Annotated in this window: 27 protein-coding genes; 14 read left to right on the forward strand and 13 right to left on the reverse strand. The window is 64.9% G+C overall.

What is annotated here, in order from left to right; genetic code table 11:
• Positions 1-152 precede the first annotated feature (152 nt).
• The 3 genes from R4P47_RS01950 to R4P47_RS01960 are packed head-to-tail and all read right to left on the reverse strand — an operon-like array spanning position 153 to position 3495.
• Positions 153-1745: an NAD(P)/FAD-dependent oxidoreductase gene (locus tag R4P47_RS01950; RefSeq protein WP_317532146.1), complete on the reverse strand. Its 1593-nt coding sequence runs from the start codon at positions 1743-1745 to the stop codon at positions 153-155.
• On the reverse strand, positions 1742-3061 hold the full coding sequence (locus R4P47_RS01955; RefSeq protein ID WP_317532147.1) for an APC family permease: 1320 nt from the start codon (positions 3059-3061) through the stop codon (positions 1742-1744). The genes R4P47_RS01950 and R4P47_RS01955 overlap by 4 nt, the downstream gene beginning before the upstream one ends.
• A complete protein-coding gene (locus tag R4P47_RS01960) occupies positions 3058-3495 on the reverse strand; it encodes an SRPBCC family protein (RefSeq protein WP_149405246.1) in 438 nt (145 codons plus the stop codon). Before R4P47_RS01960 ends, R4P47_RS01955 begins: the two co-directional genes overlap by 4 nt.
• A 210-nt stretch (positions 3496-3705) precedes the next feature.
• Between R4P47_RS01960 and thiD the strand changes: the two genes are divergently transcribed.
• The 3 genes from thiD to R4P47_RS01975 all read left to right on the forward strand — a co-directional run bounded on the left by thiD (position 3706) and on the right by R4P47_RS01975 (position 6423).
• The gene (thiD, locus tag R4P47_RS01965) at positions 3706-4497 is read left to right on the forward strand and encodes a bifunctional hydroxymethylpyrimidine kinase/phosphomethylpyrimidine kinase (RefSeq protein ID WP_317532148.1); all 792 of its coding nucleotides are present in this window, start codon (positions 3706-3708) and stop codon (positions 4495-4497) included.
• 103 nt (positions 4498-4600) lie between these two features.
• Positions 4601-4906 carry a hypothetical protein gene (locus R4P47_RS01970; RefSeq protein ID WP_317532149.1) on the forward strand — a complete coding sequence of 102 codons (306 nt, stop codon included), beginning with the start codon at positions 4601-4603 and terminating at the stop codon, positions 4904-4906.
• Positions 4903-6423, forward strand: coding sequence for a UDP-N-acetylmuramoyl-L-alanyl-D-glutamate--2,6-diaminopimelate ligase (locus R4P47_RS01975; RefSeq protein WP_317532150.1), 1521 nt, complete (start codon positions 4903-4905; stop codon positions 6421-6423). The genes R4P47_RS01970 and R4P47_RS01975 overlap by 4 nt, the downstream gene beginning before the upstream one ends.
• Here the strand turns inward: R4P47_RS01975 and R4P47_RS01980 are convergent.
• The 6 genes from R4P47_RS01980 to R4P47_RS02005 all read right to left on the reverse strand — a co-directional run bounded on the left by R4P47_RS01980 (position 6420) and on the right by R4P47_RS02005 (position 9890).
• On the reverse strand, positions 6420-6647 hold the full coding sequence (locus R4P47_RS01980; RefSeq protein ID WP_149405249.1) for a hypothetical protein: 228 nt from the start codon (positions 6645-6647) through the stop codon (positions 6420-6422). The genes R4P47_RS01975 and R4P47_RS01980 overlap by 4 nt on opposite strands.
• Positions 6648-6675: 28 nt before the next feature.
• Positions 6676-6936: a lipopolysaccharide assembly protein LapA domain-containing protein gene (locus R4P47_RS01985; RefSeq protein WP_068046905.1), complete on the reverse strand. Its 261-nt coding sequence runs from the start codon at positions 6934-6936 to the stop codon at positions 6676-6678.
• A gap of 95 nt (positions 6937-7031) precedes the next feature.
• On the reverse strand, positions 7032-7202 hold the full coding sequence (locus R4P47_RS01990; RefSeq protein ID WP_008718579.1) for a CsbD family protein: 171 nt from the start codon (positions 7200-7202) through the stop codon (positions 7032-7034).
• Positions 7203-7319: 117 nt separating this feature from the next.
• Complete coding sequence (locus R4P47_RS01995; protein ID WP_068283468.1) at positions 7320-8126, reverse strand: transglutaminase-like domain-containing protein; 807 nt, start codon at positions 8124-8126, stop codon at positions 7320-7322.
• Positions 8127-8209: 83 nt separating this feature from the next.
• Positions 8210-9229, reverse strand: a complete 1020-nt coding sequence (locus tag R4P47_RS02000; RefSeq protein WP_317532151.1) for an LLM class flavin-dependent oxidoreductase — start codon at positions 9227-9229, stop codon at positions 8210-8212.
• A gap of 79 nt (positions 9230-9308) precedes the next feature.
• On the reverse strand, positions 9309-9890 hold the full coding sequence (locus R4P47_RS02005) for a TetR/AcrR family transcriptional regulator (protein ID WP_230074079.1): 582 nt from the start codon (positions 9888-9890) through the stop codon (positions 9309-9311).
• Positions 9891-9985: 95 nt separating this feature from the next.
• Here R4P47_RS02005 and R4P47_RS02010 point away from each other — a divergent pair, with 95 nt between their 5' ends.
• From R4P47_RS02010 to R4P47_RS02045, 8 genes are all read left to right on the forward strand, one after another.
• Entirely contained in the window at positions 9986-11128 is a 1143-nt protein-coding gene (locus R4P47_RS02010) for an acyl-CoA dehydrogenase family protein (protein ID WP_094668771.1), read from the forward strand.
• A 51-nt stretch (positions 11129-11179) separates the two neighbouring features.
• Entirely contained in the window at positions 11180-12790 is a 1611-nt protein-coding gene (locus R4P47_RS02015; protein ID WP_269594282.1) for an acyl-CoA carboxylase subunit beta, read from the forward strand.
• Positions 12787-13011, forward strand: coding sequence for an acyl-CoA carboxylase epsilon subunit (locus tag R4P47_RS02020; RefSeq protein ID WP_317783978.1), 225 nt, complete (start codon positions 12787-12789; stop codon positions 13009-13011). Before R4P47_RS02015 ends, R4P47_RS02020 begins: the two co-directional genes overlap by 4 nt.
• A 14-nt stretch (positions 13012-13025) precedes the next feature.
• Complete coding sequence (locus tag R4P47_RS02025) at positions 13026-14825, forward strand: acetyl/propionyl/methylcrotonyl-CoA carboxylase subunit alpha (protein ID WP_317783979.1); 1800 nt, start codon at positions 13026-13028, stop codon at positions 14823-14825.
• A 10-nt stretch (positions 14826-14835) separates the two neighbouring features.
• Positions 14836-15300, forward strand: a complete 465-nt coding sequence (locus R4P47_RS02030; protein ID WP_068050303.1) for a MarR family transcriptional regulator — start codon at positions 14836-14838, stop codon at positions 15298-15300.
• Positions 15301-15496: 196 nt separating this feature from the next.
• Positions 15497-15976, forward strand: coding sequence for a Fur family transcriptional regulator (locus R4P47_RS02035; protein ID WP_068050305.1), 480 nt, complete (start codon positions 15497-15499; stop codon positions 15974-15976).
• A 79-nt stretch (positions 15977-16055) separates the two neighbouring features.
• Complete coding sequence (gene katG / locus R4P47_RS02040) at positions 16056-18236, forward strand: catalase/peroxidase HPI (RefSeq protein WP_317783980.1); 2181 nt, start codon at positions 16056-16058, stop codon at positions 18234-18236.
• A gap of 151 nt (positions 18237-18387) precedes the next feature.
• On the forward strand, positions 18388-18522 hold the full coding sequence (locus R4P47_RS02045; protein WP_317547513.1) for a hypothetical protein: 135 nt from the start codon (positions 18388-18390) through the stop codon (positions 18520-18522).
• A gap of 2 nt (positions 18523-18524) precedes the next feature.
• Here the strand turns inward: R4P47_RS02045 and R4P47_RS02050 are convergent, their stop codons facing one another.
• Positions 18525-19523, reverse strand: a complete 999-nt coding sequence (locus R4P47_RS02050) for a fumarylacetoacetate hydrolase family protein (protein ID WP_317783981.1) — start codon at positions 19521-19523, stop codon at positions 18525-18527.
• 114 nt (positions 19524-19637) lie between these two features.
• On the opposite strand from R4P47_RS02050, the gene glsA reads away from it, so the two are divergent.
• Positions 19638-20885, forward strand: a complete 1248-nt coding sequence (gene glsA, locus R4P47_RS02055; RefSeq protein WP_317783982.1) for a glutaminase A — start codon at positions 19638-19640, stop codon at positions 20883-20885.
• Here the strand turns inward: glsA and R4P47_RS02060 are convergent.
• Positions 20841-22040, reverse strand: a complete 1200-nt coding sequence (locus R4P47_RS02060; protein WP_317783983.1) for an FAD/NAD(P)-binding oxidoreductase — start codon at positions 22038-22040, stop codon at positions 20841-20843. The genes glsA and R4P47_RS02060 overlap by 45 nt on opposite strands.
• 49 nt (positions 22041-22089) lie before the next feature.
• Positions 22090-22512, reverse strand: a complete 423-nt coding sequence (locus R4P47_RS02065) for a hypothetical protein (protein WP_317783984.1) — start codon at positions 22510-22512, stop codon at positions 22090-22092.
• Positions 22513-22716: 204 nt separating this feature from the next.
• Here R4P47_RS02065 and R4P47_RS02070 point away from each other — a divergent pair, with 204 nt between their 5' ends.
• Together R4P47_RS02070 and R4P47_RS02075 are read left to right on the forward strand one after the other, a co-directional pair.
• The gene (locus tag R4P47_RS02070; RefSeq protein WP_068050316.1) at positions 22717-23403 is read left to right on the forward strand and encodes a HemK2/MTQ2 family protein methyltransferase; all 687 of its coding nucleotides are present in this window, start codon (positions 22717-22719) and stop codon (positions 23401-23403) included.
• A 46-nt stretch (positions 23404-23449) separates the two neighbouring features.
• Positions 23450-23614 carry a CDGSH iron-sulfur domain-containing protein gene (locus R4P47_RS02075; protein ID WP_149405611.1) on the forward strand — a complete coding sequence of 55 codons (165 nt, stop codon included), beginning with the start codon at positions 23450-23452 and terminating at the stop codon, positions 23612-23614.
• Here R4P47_RS02075 and R4P47_RS02080 read toward each other — a convergent pair.
• On the reverse strand, positions 23596-24603 hold the full coding sequence (locus tag R4P47_RS02080; protein WP_317783985.1) for an iron-containing redox enzyme family protein: 1008 nt from the start codon (positions 24601-24603) through the stop codon (positions 23596-23598). The two genes, R4P47_RS02075 and R4P47_RS02080, sit on opposite strands and share 19 nt — an antisense overlap.
• Positions 24604-24657 lie beyond the last annotated feature (54 nt).

Raw genomic sequence — 24657 nt, forward strand, 5'->3', positions numbered from 1 at the left:
TACCTCTTCCCCGAAGCGCTCGGACCGGTCGGTCTTCCCGTACGGTGCACGACGCTGAGTTGTTGTGCTTTCAACAATGTCAGTGTCCGATTTCGGTAGACCTCGTCCGAGGTCTCGAACCGGTAACGAAAGATCTCGCTTCGATAACGGCGTCACCGGGTCAACATGTCGATGAGTGAACCGGTGACTTTCTTCTTCACCCAGCCGGTGACACCTCGCTGGCCGAGCGCTGCCCGGGCGGCATTGAGCCCGGCGGCTCCGTGCACTCCGCCACCGGGGTGCGCCGATGCCGAACCCAAGAACAGGCCCTCCACCGGCGTCTCCGCCCGACCCAGACCCGGTGTCGGTCGAAATATCAACTGCTGCTGCAGCTGTGCGGTTCCGCCGTTCACCGCACCACCGTGCAGATTCGCGTCGGCACCGTACAGATCGCTCGGTCGCTGTACGACCCGCCCGACGACCGAATCGAGAAACCCCGGTGCGTGGGCGTCGAGGACTTCGTCCACCCGATCCGCCACGGTGTCGGCGGCCGCGTCGTCGACGACGCCTCTCGGCAGATGCGTGTAGGCCCAAGCGCTTTCGGTGCCCTCCGGTGATCTGCTCCGATCGGCAGTGGTCATCTGACCGAACAGCATGAACGGACTCGCGGGAAGGACTCCGGTCGTGAGATCGGCTGCCCAATGCACGAGACCGTTGTCGTCCGCACCGAGATGAACGGTGCCGGCATCGGCCAGAGACGGTGAATTCCATGGGATTCTACGATCGAGCGCGTAGTTCACCTTGACCACAGGGGTGTCCCACTCGAAGGTGCGCAAGTCGTCGTGCACACGGCGCGGCACGGCGTCGTACGGAAGCAGTGAACCGTAGAGCGCCGGTGCGGACACGTCGGCCACGATCGCTCGGCGCGCCCGAAACGTGTCGCCGGCCGCGGTGTGCACTGCCCGAGCTCGACCGCCGCGCACCTCGATGTGCTCGACCGCCTGACCGCACTCCAGCACCGCACCCGATGCGGCGCCACGCCGAATCAACGCCGACGTCAGCGCAGAGGATCCGCCCACGGGGGTCGGAAACCCAATGTCCTGGGCCAGCATCGTGAGCAGCCAGCCCATCATCCCGCTCACGGGGGCATCGGTCGGGACGTCACCGTGCATGGCGTTTCCCAGCAGGAGGCAGCGAGCGGCCTCGCTGTGGAAGAGTTCGTGAGCCATCACGCGGGCGGGGAGGGCGGCGAATCGTGCGAAGCGCAGCGTCTCGGGTACGCCCAAGGCGTGGACGAGGCGAGCCGCGGGGACGACGGGTGGAAACGGTCCGAACAGCGAGTTCATGAAGGGCTCGCGAATGCGCTCCCACTGCTCGAAGAGTCGCAACCAGGTGCGGCCGTCCCGCGCGTCGTGTTCCGACAGCCGCGCGGCGGTGATCTCGACATCGTGGTGGACGACCGGAGCGTCGGTGTCCTGCGGTGATCGCGCATGGCCGTACACCGCGGGGGAGTGTGCCCACTGCAGCCCGTGGCTTTCCAGCTCGAGTGCCTTCATGGCAGGCGAGGCGAGCGCCAGCGGGTAGAACGCGCTGAAGAGGTCGCTGGTGAAACCGGGAACGAGCTCGGCGCTGCGCACAGCGCCGCCGGGATGTTCGGCGGCCTCGAGGACCACGACGTCCCAGCCGGCGTCTGCCATCGCTGCCGCCGCGACCAAGCCGTTGTGGCCACTGCCGATCACGATCGCGTCTACTTCGGTCGTGGTCATCGGGATGTACTCCTCTGCTCGGTCTTCGTCCTGCCGGTCAGCACGGTACCGACGAAGTACAGCGCTACGCCTACCGCAAGAAGCAGTCCGGCGCGGAGCCACGTTGCTCCCGACTGCTGGGTCAGCAGTACGGCACAGGTGATCAGCGCCAGGACGGGAAGTGCTGTGGGCGTTCGGAAATGGTCGGTCTCTGCCCGATCTCGGCGTAGTACGAGCACGGCGACGTTGGTGCTGACGAAGACGAACAGCAGCAGGAGCACCACGGTTTCGGCCAGTGCCGCAACAGAACCGGTGGTGGCCAGGACCATCGCGACAGCTGTGGTGGCGACGATGGCAGTCCACGGTGTCTTGCGACCCGGCAGAACCTCGGCGAGCACTCCGGGGAGCAGACCGTCGCGCGCCATCCCGAACGTCAGCCGCGATGCCATGATCATCGTCAGCAACGCGCCGTTGGCGACAGCGACGAGTGCGATCAGACCGAAAACCGACGGCGGAATGCCGGCATCCGCTGCAGCGACGACCTCGAGCAGTGGACCGGTGGACTGCGACAGTGTGTCGGCAGGTACGACCGTCGAGACAGCAAGCCCGACGAGCACGTACACCACACCGGCCACGGTGACGGCACCGAGGAGGGCTCGTGGGTAGACCCGGCGCACGTCCTCGACTTCCTCGGCGATGTTCGCGGACGTCTCGAAACCCACGAACGAATAGAAGGCCAGCAGAGCCGCGCCGAGAACCGCCAAGGTCGGTGTCGTCTCGTCGGTGAATGCGAGGACGCGAGAGGGCACACCGTCGCCGCGGCTCAACACCAGTCCGGCAAGGGCGATGACGACGACCAGCCCGGACACCTCGACCACCGTCATCACGAGATTGGCGCGGAGAGACTCGGTGATGCCGCGCGCGTTGAGCAACCCGATCAACAGCAGGAAGACCACTGCAGCGGGTACGGCAGGCACGTCGAGGAACACGCCCAGGTAGTCACCCGAAAAGGCGAGTGCCAGCCCGGCCGCACTGGTGACACCCGCTGCGAGCATCGAGAATCCGACGAGGAACGACACTATCGGTTTGCCGTACGCCTGTTGCGCGAAGACCGCCGCGCCGCCCGCCCTCGGATATTTGGTGACCAACTCCGCGTACGACGCCGCGGTCAGCAGCGCCATCAGCAGCGCGACGAGCATGGGGAGCCAGATCGCTCCGCCGACCTCACCCGCGATCTCACCGACGAGAGCATAGATTCCGGCACCGAGCACATCGCCGAGAATGAACACGAACAGCATTTTTCCCGAAACTGCTTGTCGCAGTGGGGTCTTGGTCACGGTGCAGTGGACCGCTCGGCCAGGAGTGCAAGCCTGCGCAGCGCCTCGGCGTTGCGTGGATGCGCCAGAAGATGTTGGACCCGGTCGGGGACCAGATCGAAGGGTGCCGTGATTGCGTGCTCGATGATTTCGATGCGGCAGCCCGAGGCGAGAGGATGCAGTCGCACTGTTATCGAGGCCTTCCCGAACGGCAGTGCACGGGCTTCGAGCACAAGTTCTCGACCGGCATGGAGTCCCACCGACCGCGTGACGTCACTGAGTACTGCAGGCCACGCACCCACCGAGTGATGAATGGAGCTGCCGACTGCGGGCCAGTTGCCGTCGACAGCGCGGATGCGGGACGCGCCGACGACCCAGGTCGCATAGCTCCATCCGTTCGCCAGGACGTTCCAGACGTCCTCGCAGGTGGCTGACGTATTTCTGCTGGTGGGCACGATTCGGCCTCCGAAACTCTCGTCGTTGTGCGTGATTGCACGATCTCCGATCGTGCTCCGCTACTCCTGGGCTCGAAGTCGATGTACTGCGCGGTGTCGTCGGTTGCTCGAGGAGACGCACCGACTTCGACGTATGCCCCGAAACCTCCGGACCCAATCCCGTGGCGACCACTCGCGTCGGTGCCGATCTGCGATTGTCATACTGAGGCCATGTCGACAATCGCCTATGTCATCGCTGGTTCGGAAGCCACCGGCGGAGCCGGTCTGCAAGCAGATCTCAAGACATTCGAGCGGCTCGGGGTCTACGGAGTCGGCACGATCACGTGCATCGTCTCGTTCGATCCGAAGGCGGGCTGGGGGCACCGATTCGTGCCCATCGACAGCACGGTCATCGCCGATCAGATCGAAGTGGCCACTGCCGCTCACGATCTCGATGTCGTCAAGATCGGCATGCTCGGCACCCCCGTCACCGTGGACACGGTAGCGGCGTCGCTGCGCCTGCAGCCGTGGCGGCACTTGGTCGTCGATCCGGTCCTGATCTGCAAGGGCCAGGAGCCGGGTGCCGCACTCGACACCGACAATGCCCTGCGGCGCGAGATCCTTCCGTTGGCCACCGTGATCACCCCCAATCTGTTCGAGGCGCAGACCTTGTCCGGAATGGACGCCATCGACACCGTCGACGATCTGGGTGAGGCCGCCAAGAGAATCGCCGATCTCGGGCCTCGTTTCGTGGTGGTCAAGGGTGGCACAGGTCTGCCCGGCGACGAGGCCGTCGACGTCGTCTACGACGGGTCCGAACTGACCGTGCTGCGCGCCCCCAAGGTGGGCGAAGAGCGCGTGTCGGGTGCCGGCTGCGTGTTCGCCGCAGCCATCACCGCGGAGCTCGCGAAAGGCGCAGACGTGCTCGACGCCGTCGCGACGGCCAAGGATTTCGCGCACGCCGGCATCGTCGGCCGACTCGCCAGCCACGCTCCGTTCGCGGCAGTGAGTTGGCACGACTGATCGTCCGATCCGACCTCAGGTTTACCGCCGGTGACTAGCGGGCAGCCGATACGAACCGCTTGTCTCGAATGGGACGAACGGTCCGTATCCGGAGAGGATCCACATGGCAGACGAGAACACGAGAGAATCCGACGCCGGGGCAACCGACGACGATCGGACGACGCGCGGGCACGCGGGTGAGGCAATCGTCGACACACGCAACTGGCCCGGGTACATCTGTATCGGAGTGGCATTGGTGAGTCTCGGTCTCACTCTCACCGCGGCAGGTTACGGATTCACCGGGTGGGTGTGGATCGGGGCCGTTGCCGCGCCGGTGCTACTCGTCGCCGGGATTGCTCTGGTCCTCCTGGAGCGCAAGCGTGTCAAGGCCAAGGAAGGCAAATCCCTCACCGACCCGGCGGGTCATTGACCGAGCCCGTGGCCGACGGATCCTGGGAGTCGCCGGGCCGAGGTCTCGGTACGGCGCTCGCTGATATCGCTCGCACGATCGGATCACCTGTACCCATCGAATCCGTGCGCGTGACCGGGGCGAGTGACGATTCCCGGACGGTCCGCCCCGGAGACCTGTACTTGGCGTTTCCGGGCTCTCACGCCCACGGGTCGAACCACGAACTCGAGGCGTACGAGCGCGGAGCGGTGGCCGTCCTGTCCGACAGGCCGTCGACCGTGCTGCCGACCGTCGTCGTCGACGACCCGCGCCGAAGCGCAGGCGCGGTCTGCGCACTGATCCACGATTTCCCCGCGGACGCCATGGACGTCTACGGGGTGACCGGAACCAATGGAAAGACCAGCACTGCACTGCTGCTCGCTGCGGGGCTAGAGGCCTCGGGCGAGACGGTCGGCACGATGACCGGCATCGGACTGGCCGGGCCGGCGACGTGGTCACCCACTGCGCGAACGACACCCGAGGCTGCAACGGTCCAGCGCACGCTCGGCCGCTTTCGAGACGAGGGCGCAACGGCTGTCGCGCTGGAGGTGTCCTCTCATGCAGTGTCCGAACACCGCATCGACGGTATGCGCTTCTCTGCGGTCGGGTTCACTAATCTCGGTCCCGACCACCTCGACTATCACGGCAGCATGGACAGATACTTCGCCGCCAAAGCGGAGTTGTTCGCAGCCCACCGAACAGCAGCCGCGGCGGTGGGTATCGACGACGTGTACGGAAGAAGGTTGGCCCAGCTCGTGGACGTTCCGTGCTGGAGGTGGTCGGTACTCGACATCCGTGCGGAGGTGTTCGGAGAGCACATCGAATGCACCGGCGTCGATACAACGATGACTGTCCGAACACCTACGGGTTCGATCGACGTTCGACTGCCCCTGCTCGGTCCGCACCAGGCCGGTAACGCACTTGCTGCGCTTGCCACAGCACTGGCCGCAGGCAAGGATCTCGCGGTGGTCGCCGCAGGATTGGAGAGCGTTCGATCCGTTCCCGGACGGCTCGAGAAGGTCGATGCCGGGCAGCCGTTTCTGGCATTGGTGGACTACATGCACAACACCGCGGGACAACGCCGATTGTTGCCGTTCGTACGGACTTTGGTGACCGGTCGGGTGATCGTGGTCGTCGGGGCAACGGGTGAACGCGATCCGGGCAAACGCTTCCCGCTGGGAGCTACCGCAGCCGAACTTGCCGACGTGGTGATCGTCAGCGACGAAAGTCCGTTGTCCGAGGATGCCGACACCATCCGAGCTGCGGTGGCGGAAGGTGCGCGAGCTGCACGGTCGGCGTCGGTCGTCGTCGAGCCGGACCGTCGTACTGCGCTCGCGCTCGCAGTGAAGATGGCCGAACCCGACGATGTGGTCGTGGTCGCGGGCCGCGGCTGCGACACCGAGCAGGCCTACGGTCGAGACATCGTCGAATTCGACGATCGGGTCGTGCTCCGAGAAGTGCTGAAGGACCTCCGCCGAGAAACCGGCGACCGGCTCTAGCGACCGACGCTGCGGGACTTGCGGTCCTGCTTGCCCTGGGACTTGTCGGCGCGCTTCTGCGCGAATCTGCCGGCCGATTTCAGGCCCCTGGACACGAAGTTGTCGTTCCCTGTTCGCTTTTCGAGGCTCTGACCGGCGAAGGCCAGCAGTCGGGCGAGGATGGGTAGCCCGATCGCGACGATCAGGTAGCGGTACAGGTATTTACGGGCAAGCAGGGGAAGCATCGGGCATTCCTTCTCGGGTCGAAGTCGGTCAGCGGACTGCGCGTCGAACCTTGAGCGCTGCGGTCGCGGTCAGCGTGATGACGGCACCGACGACGGCTGCGCCGAGCAGGGAGACACCCTGACCGAGGTCGAAGTTCCAACCCAGGAAGTTGATCGTGGTGTGCACGGTGTTCTGCAGCACGAAGATCACCAGCGCTGCGACCAGGACGAGCGTGATCAGGAGGGCGAACTTCGAGGCGAATCCGCCGCGACGCTTGGGGGCCTTGGTCGTGTCTGTCGATGTGGTCATGAGGGGCATCCGTTCTCTGGTGTGAGGAAAGGTGGGAGTGAAAGGCGAGTGCCGCCGATCATCGAGATCGGCGGCACTCGATGCGATGGGGGTGGTTACTTGAAGGTGTCCTTGATGTTCTCGCCGACCTTCTTCACGCCTGCCGAACCCTGGTCCTTCTTGCCCTCGGCCTCGAGGTCCTTGTTGTCGGTTGCGTCGCCCACAACCTCCTTGGCCTTGCCGATGGCGTCTTCTGCAGCGTTCTTGGCCTTGTCGATGAAGCTCATGGTGTTGCCCTTTCAGGTGGCTGTGATTGTTGGTAACGGATACTTAGTCGGTTTCCGCCCCTGAAAGCAAACGCCGCTGTGATGTAGCTCATATCGCCGCAGTGTTCGCTCGGAGCATCAGGTGAGAGAGACCAGCTCGGTGATGTCGTCCTGAGGCAGCTCGCCGTCGACGACAGCGGTCACGACCGAACTGTTCAGGGTGATCGCACCCTTGTGGTTGTCCAGGAATGCGGTGTCGGCAGCATCGCGACCGACCGAGATTCGCACCAGCGTCGAGCGAGGGGCGAGGCAGGTGGCATCGACAACACGCCACTGGCCGCCCACGAACGCCTCGGCGACGGCGTGAAAGTCCATCGGATCGCAGCCGGGTGCGTACACCGCCACCAGCCGAGCCGGAACGTTGACCGCACGCAGCATGGCGACCACGAGGTGCGAGTAGTCCCGGCAGACACCCTGTCCGGCGAGCAATGTGTCGACGGCTCCGTCGATCGGATCGCTGCTTCCCGGAACGTAATTCAGACGTGCGCCCACCCATGCGGAGATCTTCGCCAGCAGTTCCTCGGAGTCCGCGTAGTCGCCGAATTCGGTTGCGGCGAACCCGTAGAACTTGTCGGCCTCGGCGTACCGGCTCGGCCGGAGATAGAGCGACATGTCGTAGTCGGTGACCGGAGCCGGGGTGGTGTTGCCCAGAATGGTGGCGTCGTACGAGACCTGCAGATTGCCGACGTCGGCAGGCATGACGTGGATCCGGTTGCCGTGCGGTCCGCTCACTTCCTTGGCCTCGATGGGGTTACCGTCGAGGACGAAGGACAGTGACTCGGTGACCGTCGTACCTGGGTGCGGTGCGACTGCGATCTGGAATTCGAGCGTGGTGGCTGCGGTGATGTCTACATCGAGGCGCGCGGATACGTCGCGTTTGAGCATGGGAACTCCTGGCAGGTGGGGTGGGTGAACCTGCTGCCAGTACCCACGTTCACCGAAGCCAAACGCCGCTGCTCAGCAGGTGATCAACGCCACCCCAGGGCGGGAGCGACGTCGCGCAGCAGTGTCTCGAGCAAGTGAGCGCAGTAGTCGACGCCCAGTTGGTTGGGGACGGTGAGCAGCAGAGTGTCTGCGGCAGCGATCGCTTCGTCGGTGGCCAGTTCCTCGATCAGCCGGTCGGGCTCGCCCGCGTAGGTCTTGCCGAACCGTGCTTTGCCGCCGTCGAGGTAGCCGACTTGGTCGTCGCCGGTGCCCTCTCGGCCGAAGTAGGCCCGATCGAGATCGCTGACGATCGGAAAGATGCTGCGGCTCACGGACGTTCGCGGTGCGAAATCGTGGCCTGCATCGCTCCACGTCTTGTGGAATCGTTCGATCTGCTCGGCCTGCAGTTGATGGAACGGCACACCGGTGTCTTCGCTCAGCAGTGTCGAGCTCATCAGGTTCATACCCTGGCGCGCGGTCCACTCGGCGGTCTCGCGAGTTCCGGCACCCCACCAGATGCGCTGACGCAATCCGGGGGAGTGCGGTTCGAGGCGCAGCAGTCCGGGTGGGTTGGGAAACATCGGTCGTGGATTGGGCTGCGCGAAGCCCTTGCCTTCCAGGAGGTCGAGGTAGATGCGGGTGTGCTCACGCGCCATATCGGCATGATCCGAACCGTCGGCGGGTGCGTAGCCGAAGTAGCGGTAACCCTCGATGACCTGCTCGGGCGATCCCCGACTGATGCCGAGTTGCAACCGTCCGCCGGAGATGAGGTCGGCAGAGCCCGAGTCCTCGGCCATGTAGAACGGGTTCTCGTACCGCATGTCGATGACGCCGGTGCCGATCTCGATGGTGCTCGTCTTGGCACCCACGGCGGCGAGCAGGGGGAACGGCGACGCGAGTTGGTTGGCGAAGTGATGGACGCGGTAGTACGCGCCGTCGGCACCGAGCTCTTCGGCTGCGACCGCGAGGTCGATGGACTGCAGCAGCACGTCCGACGCAGACCGTGTCTGCGACTGTGGGGATGCCGACCAATGTCCGAAGGACAAGAATCCGATCTTCTTCATCACGCGCTCTTTCGTTGAAGGATCAACTAAGTTCACAGTACTGCAGCGTGTGTCGAGGTGGATTCATTCCCGGCTCCCGCTAGGCGCCGATTCCAGCGGTCAAGAGCTTGGCCAATTCGAGATAGGCGTCGCCGTCGCTCAAACCCGTCAGGCGAAACACCTCACGCGTCTGGATGCGCACCATGACCGAGGAGGCGACATCGCCGACGAATGCGGCGTGCACGTCTCGTACTTCACCGCTGGCGACGCCCTCGCTGATCAACTCCTGAACACGCCGAGCGGCGATCGCGGTATTGCGTTCGTACACCGAACGAGCGGATTCGAGAGATGCCAGATCGGTCATGAACTGCTCGGACGCCGATTCCAGGGCCGCGCCGACGGCGGTGAGATACGTGGTGATGCGATTGCGGGTGCCGTCCACCTCGGCGACCGCGTTCTCGACCTGGGTGGTCATGGACTTGAAGTAGTGCACTGTGGCACCGCCGACGAGCTGATCCTTGCTCGACGCCAGTGTGTACAGCGTGGACTTGGAGCATCGGAGGCGGGCCGCGATGGTGTCGAGCGTCAGGTGGGCGAAGCCCTCTGCCAGAAACAGGCTCACGAGCTGGTCGAAGAGCTCGGAACGGCGTGCCGTGGCGTGCGAGGTCACGGGTGCGTTCACATCAGGGATGGTACTGCATCGCCTTGTGCAGTACTGTGCATCAGTACTGCGGATCATCCGGCAGTACTGATCCGAACTTCCCGGAGGTTTTCCACGTGCCCGTCGATCGTCTGTTGCCCACTGCCGAAGCGCGCGACCTCATCGCGCTGACCCGCGACGTGGCAGACAAGGTGCTCGACCCGATCGTCGACGATCATGAGCGGCGTGAGGCGTACCCGGACCATGTGTTCGCCACCCTGGGTGAGGCAGGACTGCTGAGCCTGCCGTACGCGGAGGAATGGGGCGGTGGTGGCCAACCGTACGAGGTCTACCTCCAGGTCCTCGAAGAACTGGCGTCGCGCTGGGCGGCAGTGGCCGTTGCAGTGAGCGTGCACGGTCTGGCCTGCTATCCCGTGATGGCCTTCGGTACCGACCAACAGAAAGCCGACAAGCTTCCCGACATGCTCGGTGGGGCTCAGATCGGTGCCTACTCGTTGTCCGAGGCGCAGGCCGGTTCGGACGCTGCCGCACTCAGTTGCAAGGCCACCCCGACCGAGGGCGGCTACACGGTGAACGGTTCGAAGGCGTGGATCACGCACGGTGGAGTGGCCGACTTCTACAACCTGTTCGCCCGAACAGGCGAAGGATCCAAGGGGATCTCGTGCTTCCTCGTTCCGGACGGAACCGACGGCCTGAGCTTCGGTAGGCCCGAGGAGAAGATGGGGCTGCACGCCGTCCCGACGACCTCGGCGCACTACGACAACGTGCACGTCCCCACCGAGTGGCGAATCGGTGCGGAGGGGCAGGGGCTGCAGATCGCCTTCAGCGCGCTCGACGCCGGACGGCTCGGAATCGCCGCTGTAGCAGTGGGAATCGCCCAGGCGGCACTCGATGACGCGGTGAAGTACGCCCAGGAGCGTACGGCGTTCGGCAAGAAGATCATCGACCACCAGGGCCTCGGTTTCGTATTGGCGGACATGGCGGCCGCGGTGGACTCCGCCCGCGCCACCTACCTCGACGCCGCCCGTCGGCGTGACGCCGGACTTCCCTACTCGCGCAACGCCTCCGTGGCAAAGCTCATCGCCACCGATGCGGCCATGAAGGTGACCACCGACGCGGTGCAGGTCTTCGGCGGCTACGGCTACACCCGCGACTTCCGCGTCGAGCGATACATGCGCGACGCCAAGATCACCCAGATCTTCGAGGGCACCAACCAGATTCAGCGTCTGGTGATCGCCCGATCGCTCGCAACCAGCTGACATCAGAACCCACTCGACACGCCCGAACAAGCAACCGTAGGGGACACCTTCATGACCACGACCGAACCCGATATCCATACCACTGCGGGTAAATTGGCCGATCTTCGTAAACGTCTCGCGGTTGCGGAGATTCCGTCCGGTGAGGCAGCGGTGGACAAGGTCCACGCCAAAGGCAAGCTCACCGCCCGCGAGCGGATCACCGCGTTGCTCGATGAGGGCTCGTTCGTCGAACTCGACGCCCTGGCCCGGCACCGCTCCCAGAACTTCGGGCTCGGGGACAATCGGCCCTTCGGTGACGGTGTCGTCACCGGCTACGGCACCGTCGACGGCCGCGATGTGTGCGTGTTCTCCCAGGACGCGACCGTCTTCGGTGGCTCGCTGGGCGAAATCTACGGCGAGAAGATCGTCAAGGTCATGGACCTGGCCGTCAAAACCGGACGCCCCCTGGTCGGAATCAACGAAGGCGCCGGAGCCCGCATCCAGGAAGGCGTCGTCTCCCTCGGACTGTACGGCGAGATCTTCCACCGCAACGTCCGCGCCTCCGGAGTCATCCCCCAGATCTCGGTGATCATGGGACCCGCCGCCGGCGGGCACGTCTACTCCCCGGCACTGACCGACTTCGTGGTCATGGTCGACGGCACGAGCCAGATGTTCGTCACCGGACCCGACGTCATCAAAACCGTCACCGGCGAGAACGTCACCATGGAAGAACTCGGTGGCGCGCACACCCACATGGAAAAATCCGGGGTCGCGCACTACGTCGCATCCGGCGAACAAGACGCCCTCGACTACGTCCGCGACCTCCTGTCGTATCTACCGTCGAACAATCGCGCCGACGCTCCCCGCACCGCACCCTCGGACCCGATCGCCGGGTCCATCGAAGACAATCTGACCGCCGAGGACCTCGAACTCGACACCCTGATCCCCGACTCACCGAACACCCCCTACGACATGCACGAGGTCATCACCCGGATCCTCGACGACGACGAATTCCTCGAAGTCCAACAAGGCCGGGCCCGCAACATCATCGTCGGGTTCGGGCGCATCGACGGCCGATCGGTGGGAATCGTGGCCAACCAACCCACCCAGTTCGCCGGAACGTTGGACATCGATGCTTCCGAGAAAGCAGCCCGGTTCGTGCGGACCTGCGACTGCTTCAACGTCCCGATCATCACCCTGGTCGATGTTCCCGGGTTTCTGCCCGGCACCGGGCAGGAATACAACGGCATCATCCGACGCGGCGCGAAACTGCTCTACGCCTACGGCGAAGCGACCGTCGGGAAGATCACCGTCATCACCCGCAAAGCGTACGGCGGCGCGTACGACGTGATGGGTTCCAAGCACATGGGAGCCGACGTCAACCTCGCCTGGCCGACCGCGCAGATCGCCGTCATGGGAGCCTCCGGCGCCGTCGGGTTCGTCTACCGCAAACAGTTGCTCGAAGCCGCCAAGAACGGGGAGGACGTCGACGCCCTGCGCCTGAGGTTGCAGCAGGAATACGAAGACACCCTCGTCAACCCCTACATCGCCGCCGAACGCGGCTACCTCGACGCCGTCATACCCCCCAGCCACACCCGCGGCCAGATCGTCACCGCACTACGACTACTCGAACGCAAACAAGTCACCCTCCCACCCAAGAAACACGGAAACATCCCACTATGAACGAAGCGAATCATGCTGCGGCGTCTGTCAGTTGGTCGTTTCGCGGAAGTCCGACGGACGCCGAGATCGCTGCTGTCGTTGCGGTTTTGACTGCCGCGCAGCCGTCGGTGGCCGAGGAGTTGCCGGCCCCGATCGATCTGTGGGGTCGCCCGGAAGACATGCATCGCTACGGACTCAACAGTGCCCCAGCTCTTTTCGTCAATGCCCGATATGGCCAGTGAAGGAATTTCAGTACATGACTACCTCGACTTCCCATAAGAAAATCTCGAAGGTTCTTGTCGCCAATCGTGGTGAGATCGCGGTGCGGGTGATCCGGGCTGCGGCCGATGCCGGGTTGGCCAGTGTCGCTGTGTACGCCGAACCCGATGCCGACGCCCCGTTCGTCCGTCTGGCCGACGAAGCGTTCGCGCTCGGCGGTCAAACCTCCGCGGAGTCGTACCTGGTGATCGACAAGATCATCGACGCAGCCACCAAGTCCGGGGCCGACGCCATCCACCCCGGCTACGGATTCCTCTCCGAGAACGCCGACTTCGCCCAAGCCGTCATCGATGCCGGCCTGATCTGGATCGGACCGTCCCCACAGTCCATCCGCGACCTCGGCGACAAGGTCACCGCCCGCCACATCGCCGCCCGCGCCAAAGCACCCTCGGTCCCCGGCACCTCCGAGCCCGTCAAGGACGCCGACGAAATCCTCGCCTTCGTCGACGAACACGGCCTACCCATCGCGATCAAAGCCGCGTTCGGTGGCGGCGGACGCGGCATGAAAGTCGCCCGCACCCGCGAGGAAATCCCCGAACTGTTCGACTCCGCCACCCGCGAAGCAGTCGCGGCGTTCGGGCGCGGAGAATGCTTCGTCGAGCGCTACCTCGACAAGCCCCGCCACGTCGAAGCTCAGGTCATCGCCGACCAACACGGCAACGTCATCGTCGCCGGCACCCGCGACTGCTCCCTGCAACGCCGCTTCCAGAAACTCGTCGAAGAAGCACCCGCCCCGTTCCTCACCGACGCCCAACGCAAAGAAATCCACTCCTCCGCGAAAGCCATCTGCCTCGAAGCCGGCTACTACGGTGCCGGCACCGTCGAATACCTCGTCGGCCAGGACGGCCTCGTGTCGTTCCTGGAAGTGAACACCCGTCTGCAGGTCGAGCATCCCGTCACCGAGGAAACCTCCGGCATCGACCTGGTGCTGCAGCAGTTCAAGATCGCCAACGGTGAAGAACTGTCCATCACCGACGATCCCGAACCGCGGGGGCATTCGTTCGAGTTCCGGATCAACGGCGAAGACGCCGGACGCGGCTTCCTACCCGCACCCGGACCGGTCACCACCTTCCGTGCGCCGTCGGGACCCGGTGTGCGCGTCGATTCCGGTGTCGAATTCGGCTCGGTGATCGGTGGCCAGTTCGACTCGATGCTCGCCAAGCTCATCGTCACCGGAGCGACCCGCGAGGAAGCCCTCGCCCGTTCACGTCGAGCGCTCGCCGAATTCGATGTCCAAGGACTTGCCACGGTGATTCCGTTCCACGCCGCGGTGGTCTCCGATCCGGCGTTCATCGGCGACGGCGACTCCTTCTCGGTGCACACCCGGTGGATCGAAACCGAATGGGACAACCAGGTTCCCCCGTTCACCGCCGGACAACCCATCGACGACGACGAGGTACTGCCGCGGCAGTCCGTGGTCGTCGAGGTCGGTGGCCGACGTGTCGAGGTCTCCCTGCCCGGGGAACTGTCCCTCGGCGGCGGTAACGGCGGAGGGCCTGCGGGCGCGGTACGGCGTAAGCCCAAAGCCCGCACCCGTGGTGGTGCCGGAGCAGGTGCCGCATCCGGAGACTCGGTCACCGCACCCATGCAGGGCACCGTGGTCAAAGTCGCCGTCGACGAAGGCCAAACCGTCGACGCCGGTGACCTCATCGCCGTCCTCGAAGCAATGAAAATGGAAAACCCCGTCAACGCCCACAAAGCAGGCACCATCACCGGCCTGACCGTCACCGCAGGCGACGCCATCACCCAAGGCACCGTCCTCGCAGAGATCAAGTAGGGGGTGTTCGATGACTGCCCTCGCTGAATCGTTCGACGGTGGTAGCTCTCCGGTGCATTCGACCGAGCTCGAAATCGTGTCCACGGTGCTGCGTATGGCGTCGGCCGCGCGGGTTCGTCTGGCAGAGGCACTGGACGCGCAGGGGCTCAGCTGGGCGAGGTACGAGGTACTGGAACTGGTGTGCAGACGAGGGCCGATGTCCTACAGTGCGCTGTCGCGGGAGCTGGTGCGACACCGGACGAGTATCACCGCCACGACGGCAAGTCTGGTCGAGGCGGGGCTGCTGGCGCGGAGCGTCAATCCGCGAAATCGGCAGCAGTACATGGTCGAGGCCACCGACTCGGGGCACCGCGCGGTGACGCGGGCCGAGCGTGCGCTCGAGCGCGCTCGGTCGAGGATGGCTGTCGATGCCGATTCTGCTCGGACGCTCGAGGTGTTGCGCGGCATCGAGAAGCAGTGGAACGGAAGGCGCTGATCGAGGCCGCACAGGTGCGGCCGTCTCCGACCCGGCCTGGGATCGGGTTCGAGGCCACGGGGGAGTGACCGACAAACGAACAGTGGGAGTCGTGTCGGCTCCGAGGTGACGCGTCGAGCGTCGTTGCGGTCGACATTCGGCGAATTCGTCTGCATACTTGACTTTGTCCAGAAAAGCGGAGGATAGTATTGCTGTGATGCCGATCTCACCGTACGCGGAGCTGTTACGCACCGCCGACATGCGCGTGACCCGTCCGCGGGTCGCGGTGCTCGAGGTCGTCGGATCCAATCCTCATGCAGACACCGACACGATCCTCGGGCTCGTGCGATCGGTGCTGCCCGAGGTGTCGCGGCAAACCGTGTACGACGTGCTCAATGCGTTGACCGCGGCGCGCCTGGTACGGCGAATCGAACCGGCAGGATCTCCTGCTCGGTACGAATCTCGTGTCGGCGACAACCATCACCACGCGGTGTGCCGCTCCTGCGGTGTCATCGCCGACGTGGACTGCGCGGTCGGCGAAACGCCGTGTCTCACCGCATCGGACTCCGTCGGTTTCACGATCGACGAGGCGGAAGTCATCTACTGGGGCTTCTGCGCACAGTGTTCGGCTGCTCGAGGGCAGTCGACAGCTCCTGTTTCGTTCCCTCCCGGTTCTCGAACACAGCAGAGTTCGTGAATCGACCTCGATCACAGCCCGATCGTCACACTTCGGAAGGAAGCACGTGTCACAAGATCACACAACACGCGAAAAAGAGATGAACGAGGATCAGCCACAGGAGTCGGGTGGCAAGTGTCCGGTCATGCACGATTCGATGCCGATGCCCGTCGAGGGTGGCGGCAACCGCGAGTGGTGGCCCAAGGCTCTGAACCTCAAGATTCTCAAGAAGAACCCGGCCGTCGGCGACCCGATGGGTGCAGATTACGACTACGCCGCCGAGTTCAACTCCCTCGACCTCGCCGAGGTCAAGCGCGACATCGAAGCCCTCATGACCAACTCGCAGCCCTGGTGGCCTGCCGACTTCGGTCACTACGGCCCCTTCTTCATTCGCATGGCGTGGCACGCCGCAGGCACGTACCGCAAGCAGGACGGGCGCGGTGGAGCCGGAGCGGGCATGCAGCGCTTCGCCCCCCTGAACAGCTGGCCGGACAACGCCAGCCTGGACAAGGCTCGTCGTCTGATCTGGCCGGTCAAGCAGAAGTACGGCCGCAAGCTCTCCTGGGCCGACCTGATCGTGCTCACCGGCAACGTGGCCATCGAGTCCATGGGTCTGCCGACCTACGGCTTCGCCGGCGGACGCGTCGACGCCTGGGAGCCGGACGAGGACGTCTACTGGGGCCCCGAGCAGACCTGGCTGGGCGACGAGCGCTACAACGGCGACCGCACCAGTCTCGAAAACCCCTTGGCCGCAGTGCAGATGGGTCTTATCTACGTCAACCCCGAGGGCCCGAACGGTAACCCGGACCCCGTGCAGTCCGCACTGGACATCCGCGAGACCTTCGGCCGGATGGCCATGAACGACATCGAGACCGCGGCACTCGCCGTCGGTGGGCACACGTTCGGCAAGACGCACGGTGCGGCGGATCCCGACGAGCACATCGGTGCCGAGCCCGAGGGTGCACCCATCGAGCAGATGGGTCTGGGCTGGAAGAACAGCTACCAGAGTGGCGTCGGCGCGGACGCGATCACCAGTGGTCTCGAAGTCATCTGGACCCCCACGCCCACTCAGTGGGACAACAGCTTCCTCGAGACGCTGTACGGATTCGAGTGGGAGCTCCACAAGAGCCCCGCAGGTGCGCACCAGTGGCGCCCGAAGAACGGCGAGGGCGCAGATCTCGTTCCCGACCCCGCCGATCCCACCAAGCGTCGCCACCCGTCGATGCTGACCTCCGACATCGCGATGCGCGTCGACCCGATCTACGAGCAGATCACCCGTCGCTGGCTCGACCACCCCGAGGAGCTCGCAGAGGAATTCCAGAAGGCGTGGTTCAAGCTCACCCACCGTGACATGGGCCCGGTCTCGCGTTACCTCGGCCCCGAGGTTCCGGCGGAGCCCCTGCTTTGGCAGGACCCGATCCCGGCCGTCGATCACGAACTGATCGGTGAGGCGCAGATCGCCGAGCTCAAGAAGACGATCCTCGACTCCGAACTGACTCAGCAGCAGCTCATCTCGGCTGCCTGGGCCGCGGCGTCGTCGTTCCGAGTCAGCGACAAGCGCGGCGGTGCCAACGGTGGCCGTCTGCGCCTGCAGCCGCAGGCAGGCTGGGAGGTCAACGAGCCCGACGAGCTCGCACAGGTCATTCGTGTGCTCGAGGGAGTCCAGCAGTCGTTCTCCGGAACGGTGTCGTTCGCCGACCTCGTCGTTCTCGGTGGCGTCGCAGCACTCGAGCAGGCGTCGGGTGTCAGCGTGCCGTTCACGCCGGGCCGCATGGACGCGACGCAGGAGCAGACGGACGTCGATTCGTTCTCCGATCTCGAGCCGAAGGCCGACGGTTTCCGCAACTTCCTCGGCAAGGGTCAGAAGCTTCCGGCCGAGTACTCCCTCGTCGATCGGGCGAACCTGTTGTCGCTCAGTGCACCCGAGATGACCGTGCTCGTCGGCGGACTGCGTGTGCTCGGAGCCAACTTCGGAAAGTCGTCGCACGGCGTCCTGACCGACAAGGTCGGAACGCTCACCAACGACTTCTTCGTCAACCTCCTCGACATGGGCACCGAATGGGTCCCCGCCGCGGAGGAAGGCATCTACGAAGCCAAGGATGCGGCGACCGGTGAGAAGAAGTGGACCGGAACTCGCAACGACCTGGTGTTCGGATCGAACTCCGAATTGCGCGCTCTCGCAGAGGTTTACGCCTGCGACGACGCCAAGGACAAGTTCGTCGCGGACTTCGTCGCTGCCTGGGACAAGGTCATGATGCTCGATCGCTTCGAGCTGGCTTAACTCTCTCGACCGAACTCGAAGTTATGGATGGAAACCGTGCTCGATCCATCCATAGCTTCGAGTTCGTCGTTATCGGTCCGTTATCTTTCGTTGCCGATTCGTGTCCTCGGTCCCTGATTCGCTGAAATTTGCGAGCGGCAAGCTACAAGACATGACACACGACGAGGTGGCGGCAGGAGCCGTCGACCACAACATGGACGAACCACGCAAGGGAGCATCCGGCTTCGGATCGTTCCTGGAGATGTTCCAGGATGCCTCCACCGACAAATCCGATACCGAGCGCTGAGTTCAGCGAGTCCCGATCGTGTTGGTGACCGATCCGATCCGTTGAATACTCAGCTCGACGCGATCGCCCGGGGCGATCCATCGGTCGAGTTCCAGGCCGCATCCGCGCGGAAGCGTGCCGGACGTCAACAACTCACCGGGGTAGACGTTTTCGCCGCGGCTGGCGTATGCGAGAGATTCGCCGGCCGAGTACCGCATACCGGCGGTGCCGGTCGTCGACCACAGTTCCTCGTTGACGGTGACGGTGGCCGTCAACGAATCCAGATACGGCGTGATGTCGTCGGCGGTCACGATGTCGGCTCCCATGGAGCTGGCGAAAGTCTTGGTCTTGACCACCGGACCGAACGGGGTGCGACGCTGCTCCTCCCACTGGGTGTCGCGGGCGCTGATGTCGTCGAACACCACGTACCCACCGATCGCAGCAGTGGCCTGCCGCTCGGATACGTCGCGGACGGGCCTGGTCACCACGGCTCCGAACTCGAGCTCGAAATCCAGTGCCCGGCTGTAGGACGGCCACTCGACCGGAGCTTCGTCGGCTACGACGGTGAGGTGGTTGCCGGTGTAGTAGACCGGATGGTCGTCGAACCCAGGCCCCGGACGGAGCGCCGGAAACGTCGATCGAGTGACGGCCTCGAATCCGCGGATGAACGGGAGAGCTTTCGGGAGGTTGCGGCGAACCAGGTTGTGCGCGGCCAGATCCCAGTGAGCCTCCCAGCCGAGGAAGCAGCGAAGCGACGCCGGGACCACCGGAAGGGTCGGTGCCGGTCGGCCGATCACCGCGACTCCCTCGGACACGGCGCGCTGCACCACGGCAGAGGCCGCGTCGCGCACGCGTTCGCCGGCATCGAGAAACCCGAGCACGGTGCGGGTGAGCGGGCGGAGAGATTCGTCGGCACCCAATGTCGACACCGCGGTATCGAGGTCGACCCACGATCCCGACTCGGGTGCGTACACGGCCAGACGATCTGTCGAGTCGGCAGCGATCAGGCGTCGCAATCGCACGTCAGGAATCCGATCTTTGCGGGAGGGGGCCCTACAACGGTTGAGGAACCAGGAGTGTAAGCGGCAGTACGGCCGTGATGTCAAGACCTGTTCGCCGAGGACTAGCGTGGACACATGAGATCGCCTGTTCCCGAATACCTCGCCTCCGTGTTGGAGGACTGCAGACAGTTCGACGGAGGGACGGTGACCGAGGGGAACCCGGTAGTGGCCTCGGCGGATCCCGACACGTTCGCGGTCGCACTCGCCACCGTCGGGGGATCGCTGCACGGAGCGGGCGACACCGACACCGAATTCTCGATCCAATCGATCGCCAAAGCGGTCGCGTACGCTCTCGCCATCGAGGACAACGGCATCGAGGCGCTGCTCGAGGCCGTCGACGTCGAGCCGTCGGGAGACTCGTTCAACGAGATATCCCTCGAAGCGGAGACCGGAAGACCGCGGAACCCGTTGATCAATGCCGGTGCGCTGGCGGTGCATTCGATGATTCGAGGCCAGGGAAGCGAAGAGCGTGCAGGGCGATTGACGGACCTTCTGAGCCGGATGGCCGGCCGCGGACTCTCCGTCGACCGTCAGGTGTACGAGGCAGAACTCGAGTCCGACGACCGGAACACCGCGATCGCGCACCTGTTGAAGTCGGTCGGCCATCTCGGAGCCGAGCCCGCCGATGTCGTCGACGGTTATGCACGTCAGTGCGCGGTGACCGTGACCTGCAACGATCTGGCCCGGATCGCCGCGGTGTTGGCGAACGGTGGGAAGGATCCCGGCACGGGCGAACAGGTGGTCGACCCGGCGATCGATCGACACGTGTTGGCGGTCATGGCCACCTGTGGAATGTACGACGGCAGCGGCAGCTGGCTCGCGTCCGTGGGTATTCCGGCCAAGAGCGGGGTTGCCGGGGCGATCATCGGTGTGTTGCCCGGTCAGGTGGGGATTGCTGTGCTGTCTCCGAGGCTGAACGAGCACGGCAACAGCGTCCGTGGGGTGGCGGTGTTCGAGAGGCTCTCGCGCGATCTGGGTCTGCACATGATGCATGTGGCACCCAGCGGCGAATCGGCCATCCGCAGCGTGACCGAGGCGGAGGGTGTGACCACAGTGGAGCTGCAGGGTGATCTTCGGTTCGCGGGTGCCGAGGCGATCATCGCCCGGATGGTCCACGGTTTCGGCGAAAATGACAGTACGACAGTCGATTTCAGTGAGGTACGGGCAATCGACGGCACGGCTCGACGGCTCCTGGATGATGCGTTTCGCGCCCTGGAGGACGACGGTCACCGGGTGGTCGCCCGTGACCCCGACGGGTTCATGGGCTCGCCCGATCGGTCAGAGTCGGCCGGCGAGAATCATGTTCCAGTAGGACAGCGGTAGGCCGTAACGGTCGAACGCCCAGGCGGAGCGCCGGGGTTTCAGCGGATCGACGAACGACGGCAACGACGGCGTCAGGGTGCCGGTGCGATCGAACTCGGCAGCGATCAGGCGGTGTGCATCGACCGGGATGGGGGCCACGGTGTAGCCGTCGTACTCCGACAACGGCGTGCCGCTGCGCGCTGCGATCACATTGTCGACGAGAATCGAAATCTGTTTGCGCAGTGCGCCACCCGAGGAATCGGTGTCGATGGCTGCGCCGTCACCTGCGGCCCAGATCTCCGGATGGATCCGGTGGCGCAGAGTTCGTCCGTCGATGTCGACGACACCGTGCGAGGAAGACCCGGTCAGGTTCGATTCCTCCAGCCACTTCGGACCGCGGAACGGCGGTACGAGGTGCAGCATGTCGTAGCCGAGCCGCTCGTCGATGCCGTCGTGGTCCGTGACCGTGATGTGTCCGCTCTCCGGGTGCAGTGCCGTCACCGCAGTGCGGGTCAGAATGCGCACGCCGAGCTCGCGTAGTCGTGCGATCACGATGCTGTCGAGTTGCGGCACACCCAGTAGTCGGTGTCGATCCACCACCAGCGTGATGTCCATTCCCGGCATGCGGCCGGTGCGGGTCCAATGGTCTGCCGCGAGGAACAGCGGCTTGAGGGTGGTGCCGGTGCACCCGACCGGTGGCCGCGGCACGGTGAACACCGCCCTGCTATGGGCTGGCAGATCGCGTACCAGCTGCCAGGTGCGTTCGGCTCGGTCGAGGTAATTGCTGGTGACGGCGGGGGATCGGAGCGCGGCCCACACTCCGGGCAGCGCGTCGGTGTCGACGACGAGACCCTGTCCGAGCACGAGATCCCGGTAGCCGTACTCGGTGCCCGACGCGCAGCGCACCAGACGATTCACCGGGTCGATCGCTGTCGCCGAGTCCTCGAGCCAGACGCATCCGGTCGGGATCACCGAACGCTGGGTGCGCTCGGCCTCGGTCAGAGCAGCTTGACCGGAGCCCACGTACGAGAGCAGTGGGCGATAGGTGTGCACTTTCTTGGGTTCGAGCACCGCGACGTCGGAGATGCCCTTCTTCAGCAGTCGTGCTGCCGCGCTGATGCCCGCGTTGCCGCCGCCGACGACGAGCACGTCGTAGGTCGTGTTCGGGGTGGTCACAGAGACACCTGCCGCGCTTCGGTGCGTGCCCTCGTCGTCATCGAACGGATCACCGGGTGTCTGCTGTCGGCGCGAGCACGGATCCGGTCGTCGATTCTCGTACCTCGACTCGATCGGGTACGAGACCGATGCCGGACTGCTGCAGTGCCGGCGAAAGTATCACTGACAGTTGCTGATTCCACCGGCCGAGTCGGATGGCGGTGGCGTCGAGTACGGAGTGGACACCGGCCGAGGCTCCGGCCACCGACGACAGGTCGAGTATCAACGCTCGCCCGCGCTCGGCCGCTTCACCGAGCGTTTCGGCCAGGAGGGGGACATCCGAGTCGCCGATCGTGCCGGTCACTCGGACGACGATGTCGGAACCCGCGCTCTCGTCGACCGACAGCATCATCTCGGTATCGAAGCTCTGCGAGGCGTTCAGCGACGGAATCACTTCGGCGAGCGGGGGCGTGATGGACGGTACGACGATCATGAACACACTCCTGAGCAGCCGAACTCCTCGCCCGGCGCACGGGGGGAATCGACAGTCGACATTCGGGGACCGCGGGCTACTCCTCAACCACGCTCCACAGGACTACCCGGGGTGGGGTGTTCGTAAGCCTCGAAACGGCAACGGGTTTGACTGCGGGTCCGACGGGAATACGACAACGATCGCGACACCGTGGGAGGCACGCCGATGACGACAGCCGAATCCGATTCCATCCGAGCATTGACATCCGTGCACGCCGATCCAGGGGTGTACGAACCGCAGGAGGATTCGCTTCTGCTGTGTGACATCGCCGCCACGACGGGCATCGTCCCCGGCGCGCGAGTGTTGGACATGTGCACCGGCAGTGGTGCCGTGGCGATCACTGCCGCACTGTTGGGTGCGCGCGAAGTGGTGGCATTCGACATCTCGCCCCGCGCTGTCGACTGCGCCGAGCGGAACGCGCGCTCGGTAGGCGTCGAGGTGGACGTCAGGTTGGGTTCCCTGGCAGAGGCCGCCGAGCTCGAACCGTTCGACGTCCTGCTGTGCAATCCCCCGTACGTGCCGTCCGAGCTTCCTCCGACGGGGATGGGCCTGCACCGCGCCTGGGATGCGGGCGAGGACGGCCGGACGGTGCTCGATCCGCTGTGTCGCGCCTCGGCCGACCTGCTCGCGCCGGGTGGCGTGCTGCTCGTCGTCCATTCGGAGTTCTCCGGCCCCCACCGCACCGTGAGAATGCTCTCCGACAACGGATTCTCGGTGACGGAAGCGGGCCGGCAGACCATCGATTTCGGGCCTGTGATGCACCGGCGCGCAGAATGGCTGGAAGCTCGCGGAGCATTGGCTCCGGGGTGCCGAACAGAGGAGTTGGTGGTCGTTCGTGGCGACAAGCGATGACGCGGCAGGTGCGCGCACCACGGTGAGAATCGTCCGCGGCGGACCGATGCTGATCGACGGACCGGTGAACATCGAACTCGACGACGGTACGCGGGTGGAGTCGGATCGCTTCGTCGTCGCGGTGTGCACGTGTCGGCGCAGCAAGAACTACCCGCTGTGCGACACGAGCCACCGCGCCAAGCGGCGACCCTCTCAGTCCAGCGAGGACTGACCGGCAGACCACCGTTTCATCACGTGGTCGGCGAGCTCGTTCTCGACGAAATCCAGCGCACGCATTCCGAACACCACATCTGCCTCCAGTTCGGGCTCGTGGCGGAGGAGCGTGCCGACCACATCGTGACGTAGTACCTGCTCGTGCACGGCGTCCGCCTCGACGTGCTCGGCGTAGAACGCGATGCATGCTGCGGGGGCATCGAGCCTCTGCAGTCCCTGGACGTAGCGCTGTGAGCCCGGAGACGAGGTGATCTCTGTTGCCGCGAGGTGGCCCACGGTGGCACCGCGCAGACCACGGTGCAGGCCGAAGAGCGACATGAGATTGACCCACGCCAATGTCTGCGCCGGGACGCGGTCGACGTACCCGAGGTACGTTGCATCGAGGTCGGCGGCCACCATCGATTCGGCCCACAGATGCTGGTGCAGGCGGTCGCCTTTGCCGCCGCCGTACTCGTCGAATTCCACTGCTACGTAGGAAGCCTTGGTCTGACCCGTCAAGCGGGGAATGGCCCAGGCATGCGGATCGGCTTCCTTGAGGTGGTAGACGGATCGGTGCACGAAGTATTCGCGCATCTGCTCCCATGACCCCTCGTCGCGCAGGAACCAGGACGGGCCGGTTCCCGAAGTGGCCTCGATGGACAGTGCGTCCATCTCTGCAACCGCGTCGGTGCCGGGTTCCACGTTCTCCCGTACGTAGGCCAGGAAGGCGGATTCGAGAGCTCCTCGCAGTCGAAGGAGTTCGGGATCCCATTCCCAGGCGTCGGCGACACCCTCGAATCCGCGGTAGTGCAGTTCGTAGCAGATCAAAAGTGACAGTTGCACGTCTCGTGACGTGGGATCGACCTCGGTCGGTGTCGGCATAATCTCAGTCCCGTTCGGCTCACCCGCGGTCAGGCGCCGAGTGATGGCATCGGAGATCGGCCCACAGGGAGTGGGCAGCGCAGGGCAGCGGGCGGTGGACGGATCGACTGAGAACAACGCGGTCATAGTGGTGGCTACCCGCTGACGCTCGGTACCAACCACTCACGACCTCTGTGTTTG

The organism is Rhodococcus sp. IEGM 1370, from assembly GCF_033142325.1.
Classification (GTDB): Bacteria; Actinomycetota; Actinomycetes; order Mycobacteriales; family Mycobacteriaceae; genus Rhodococcoides.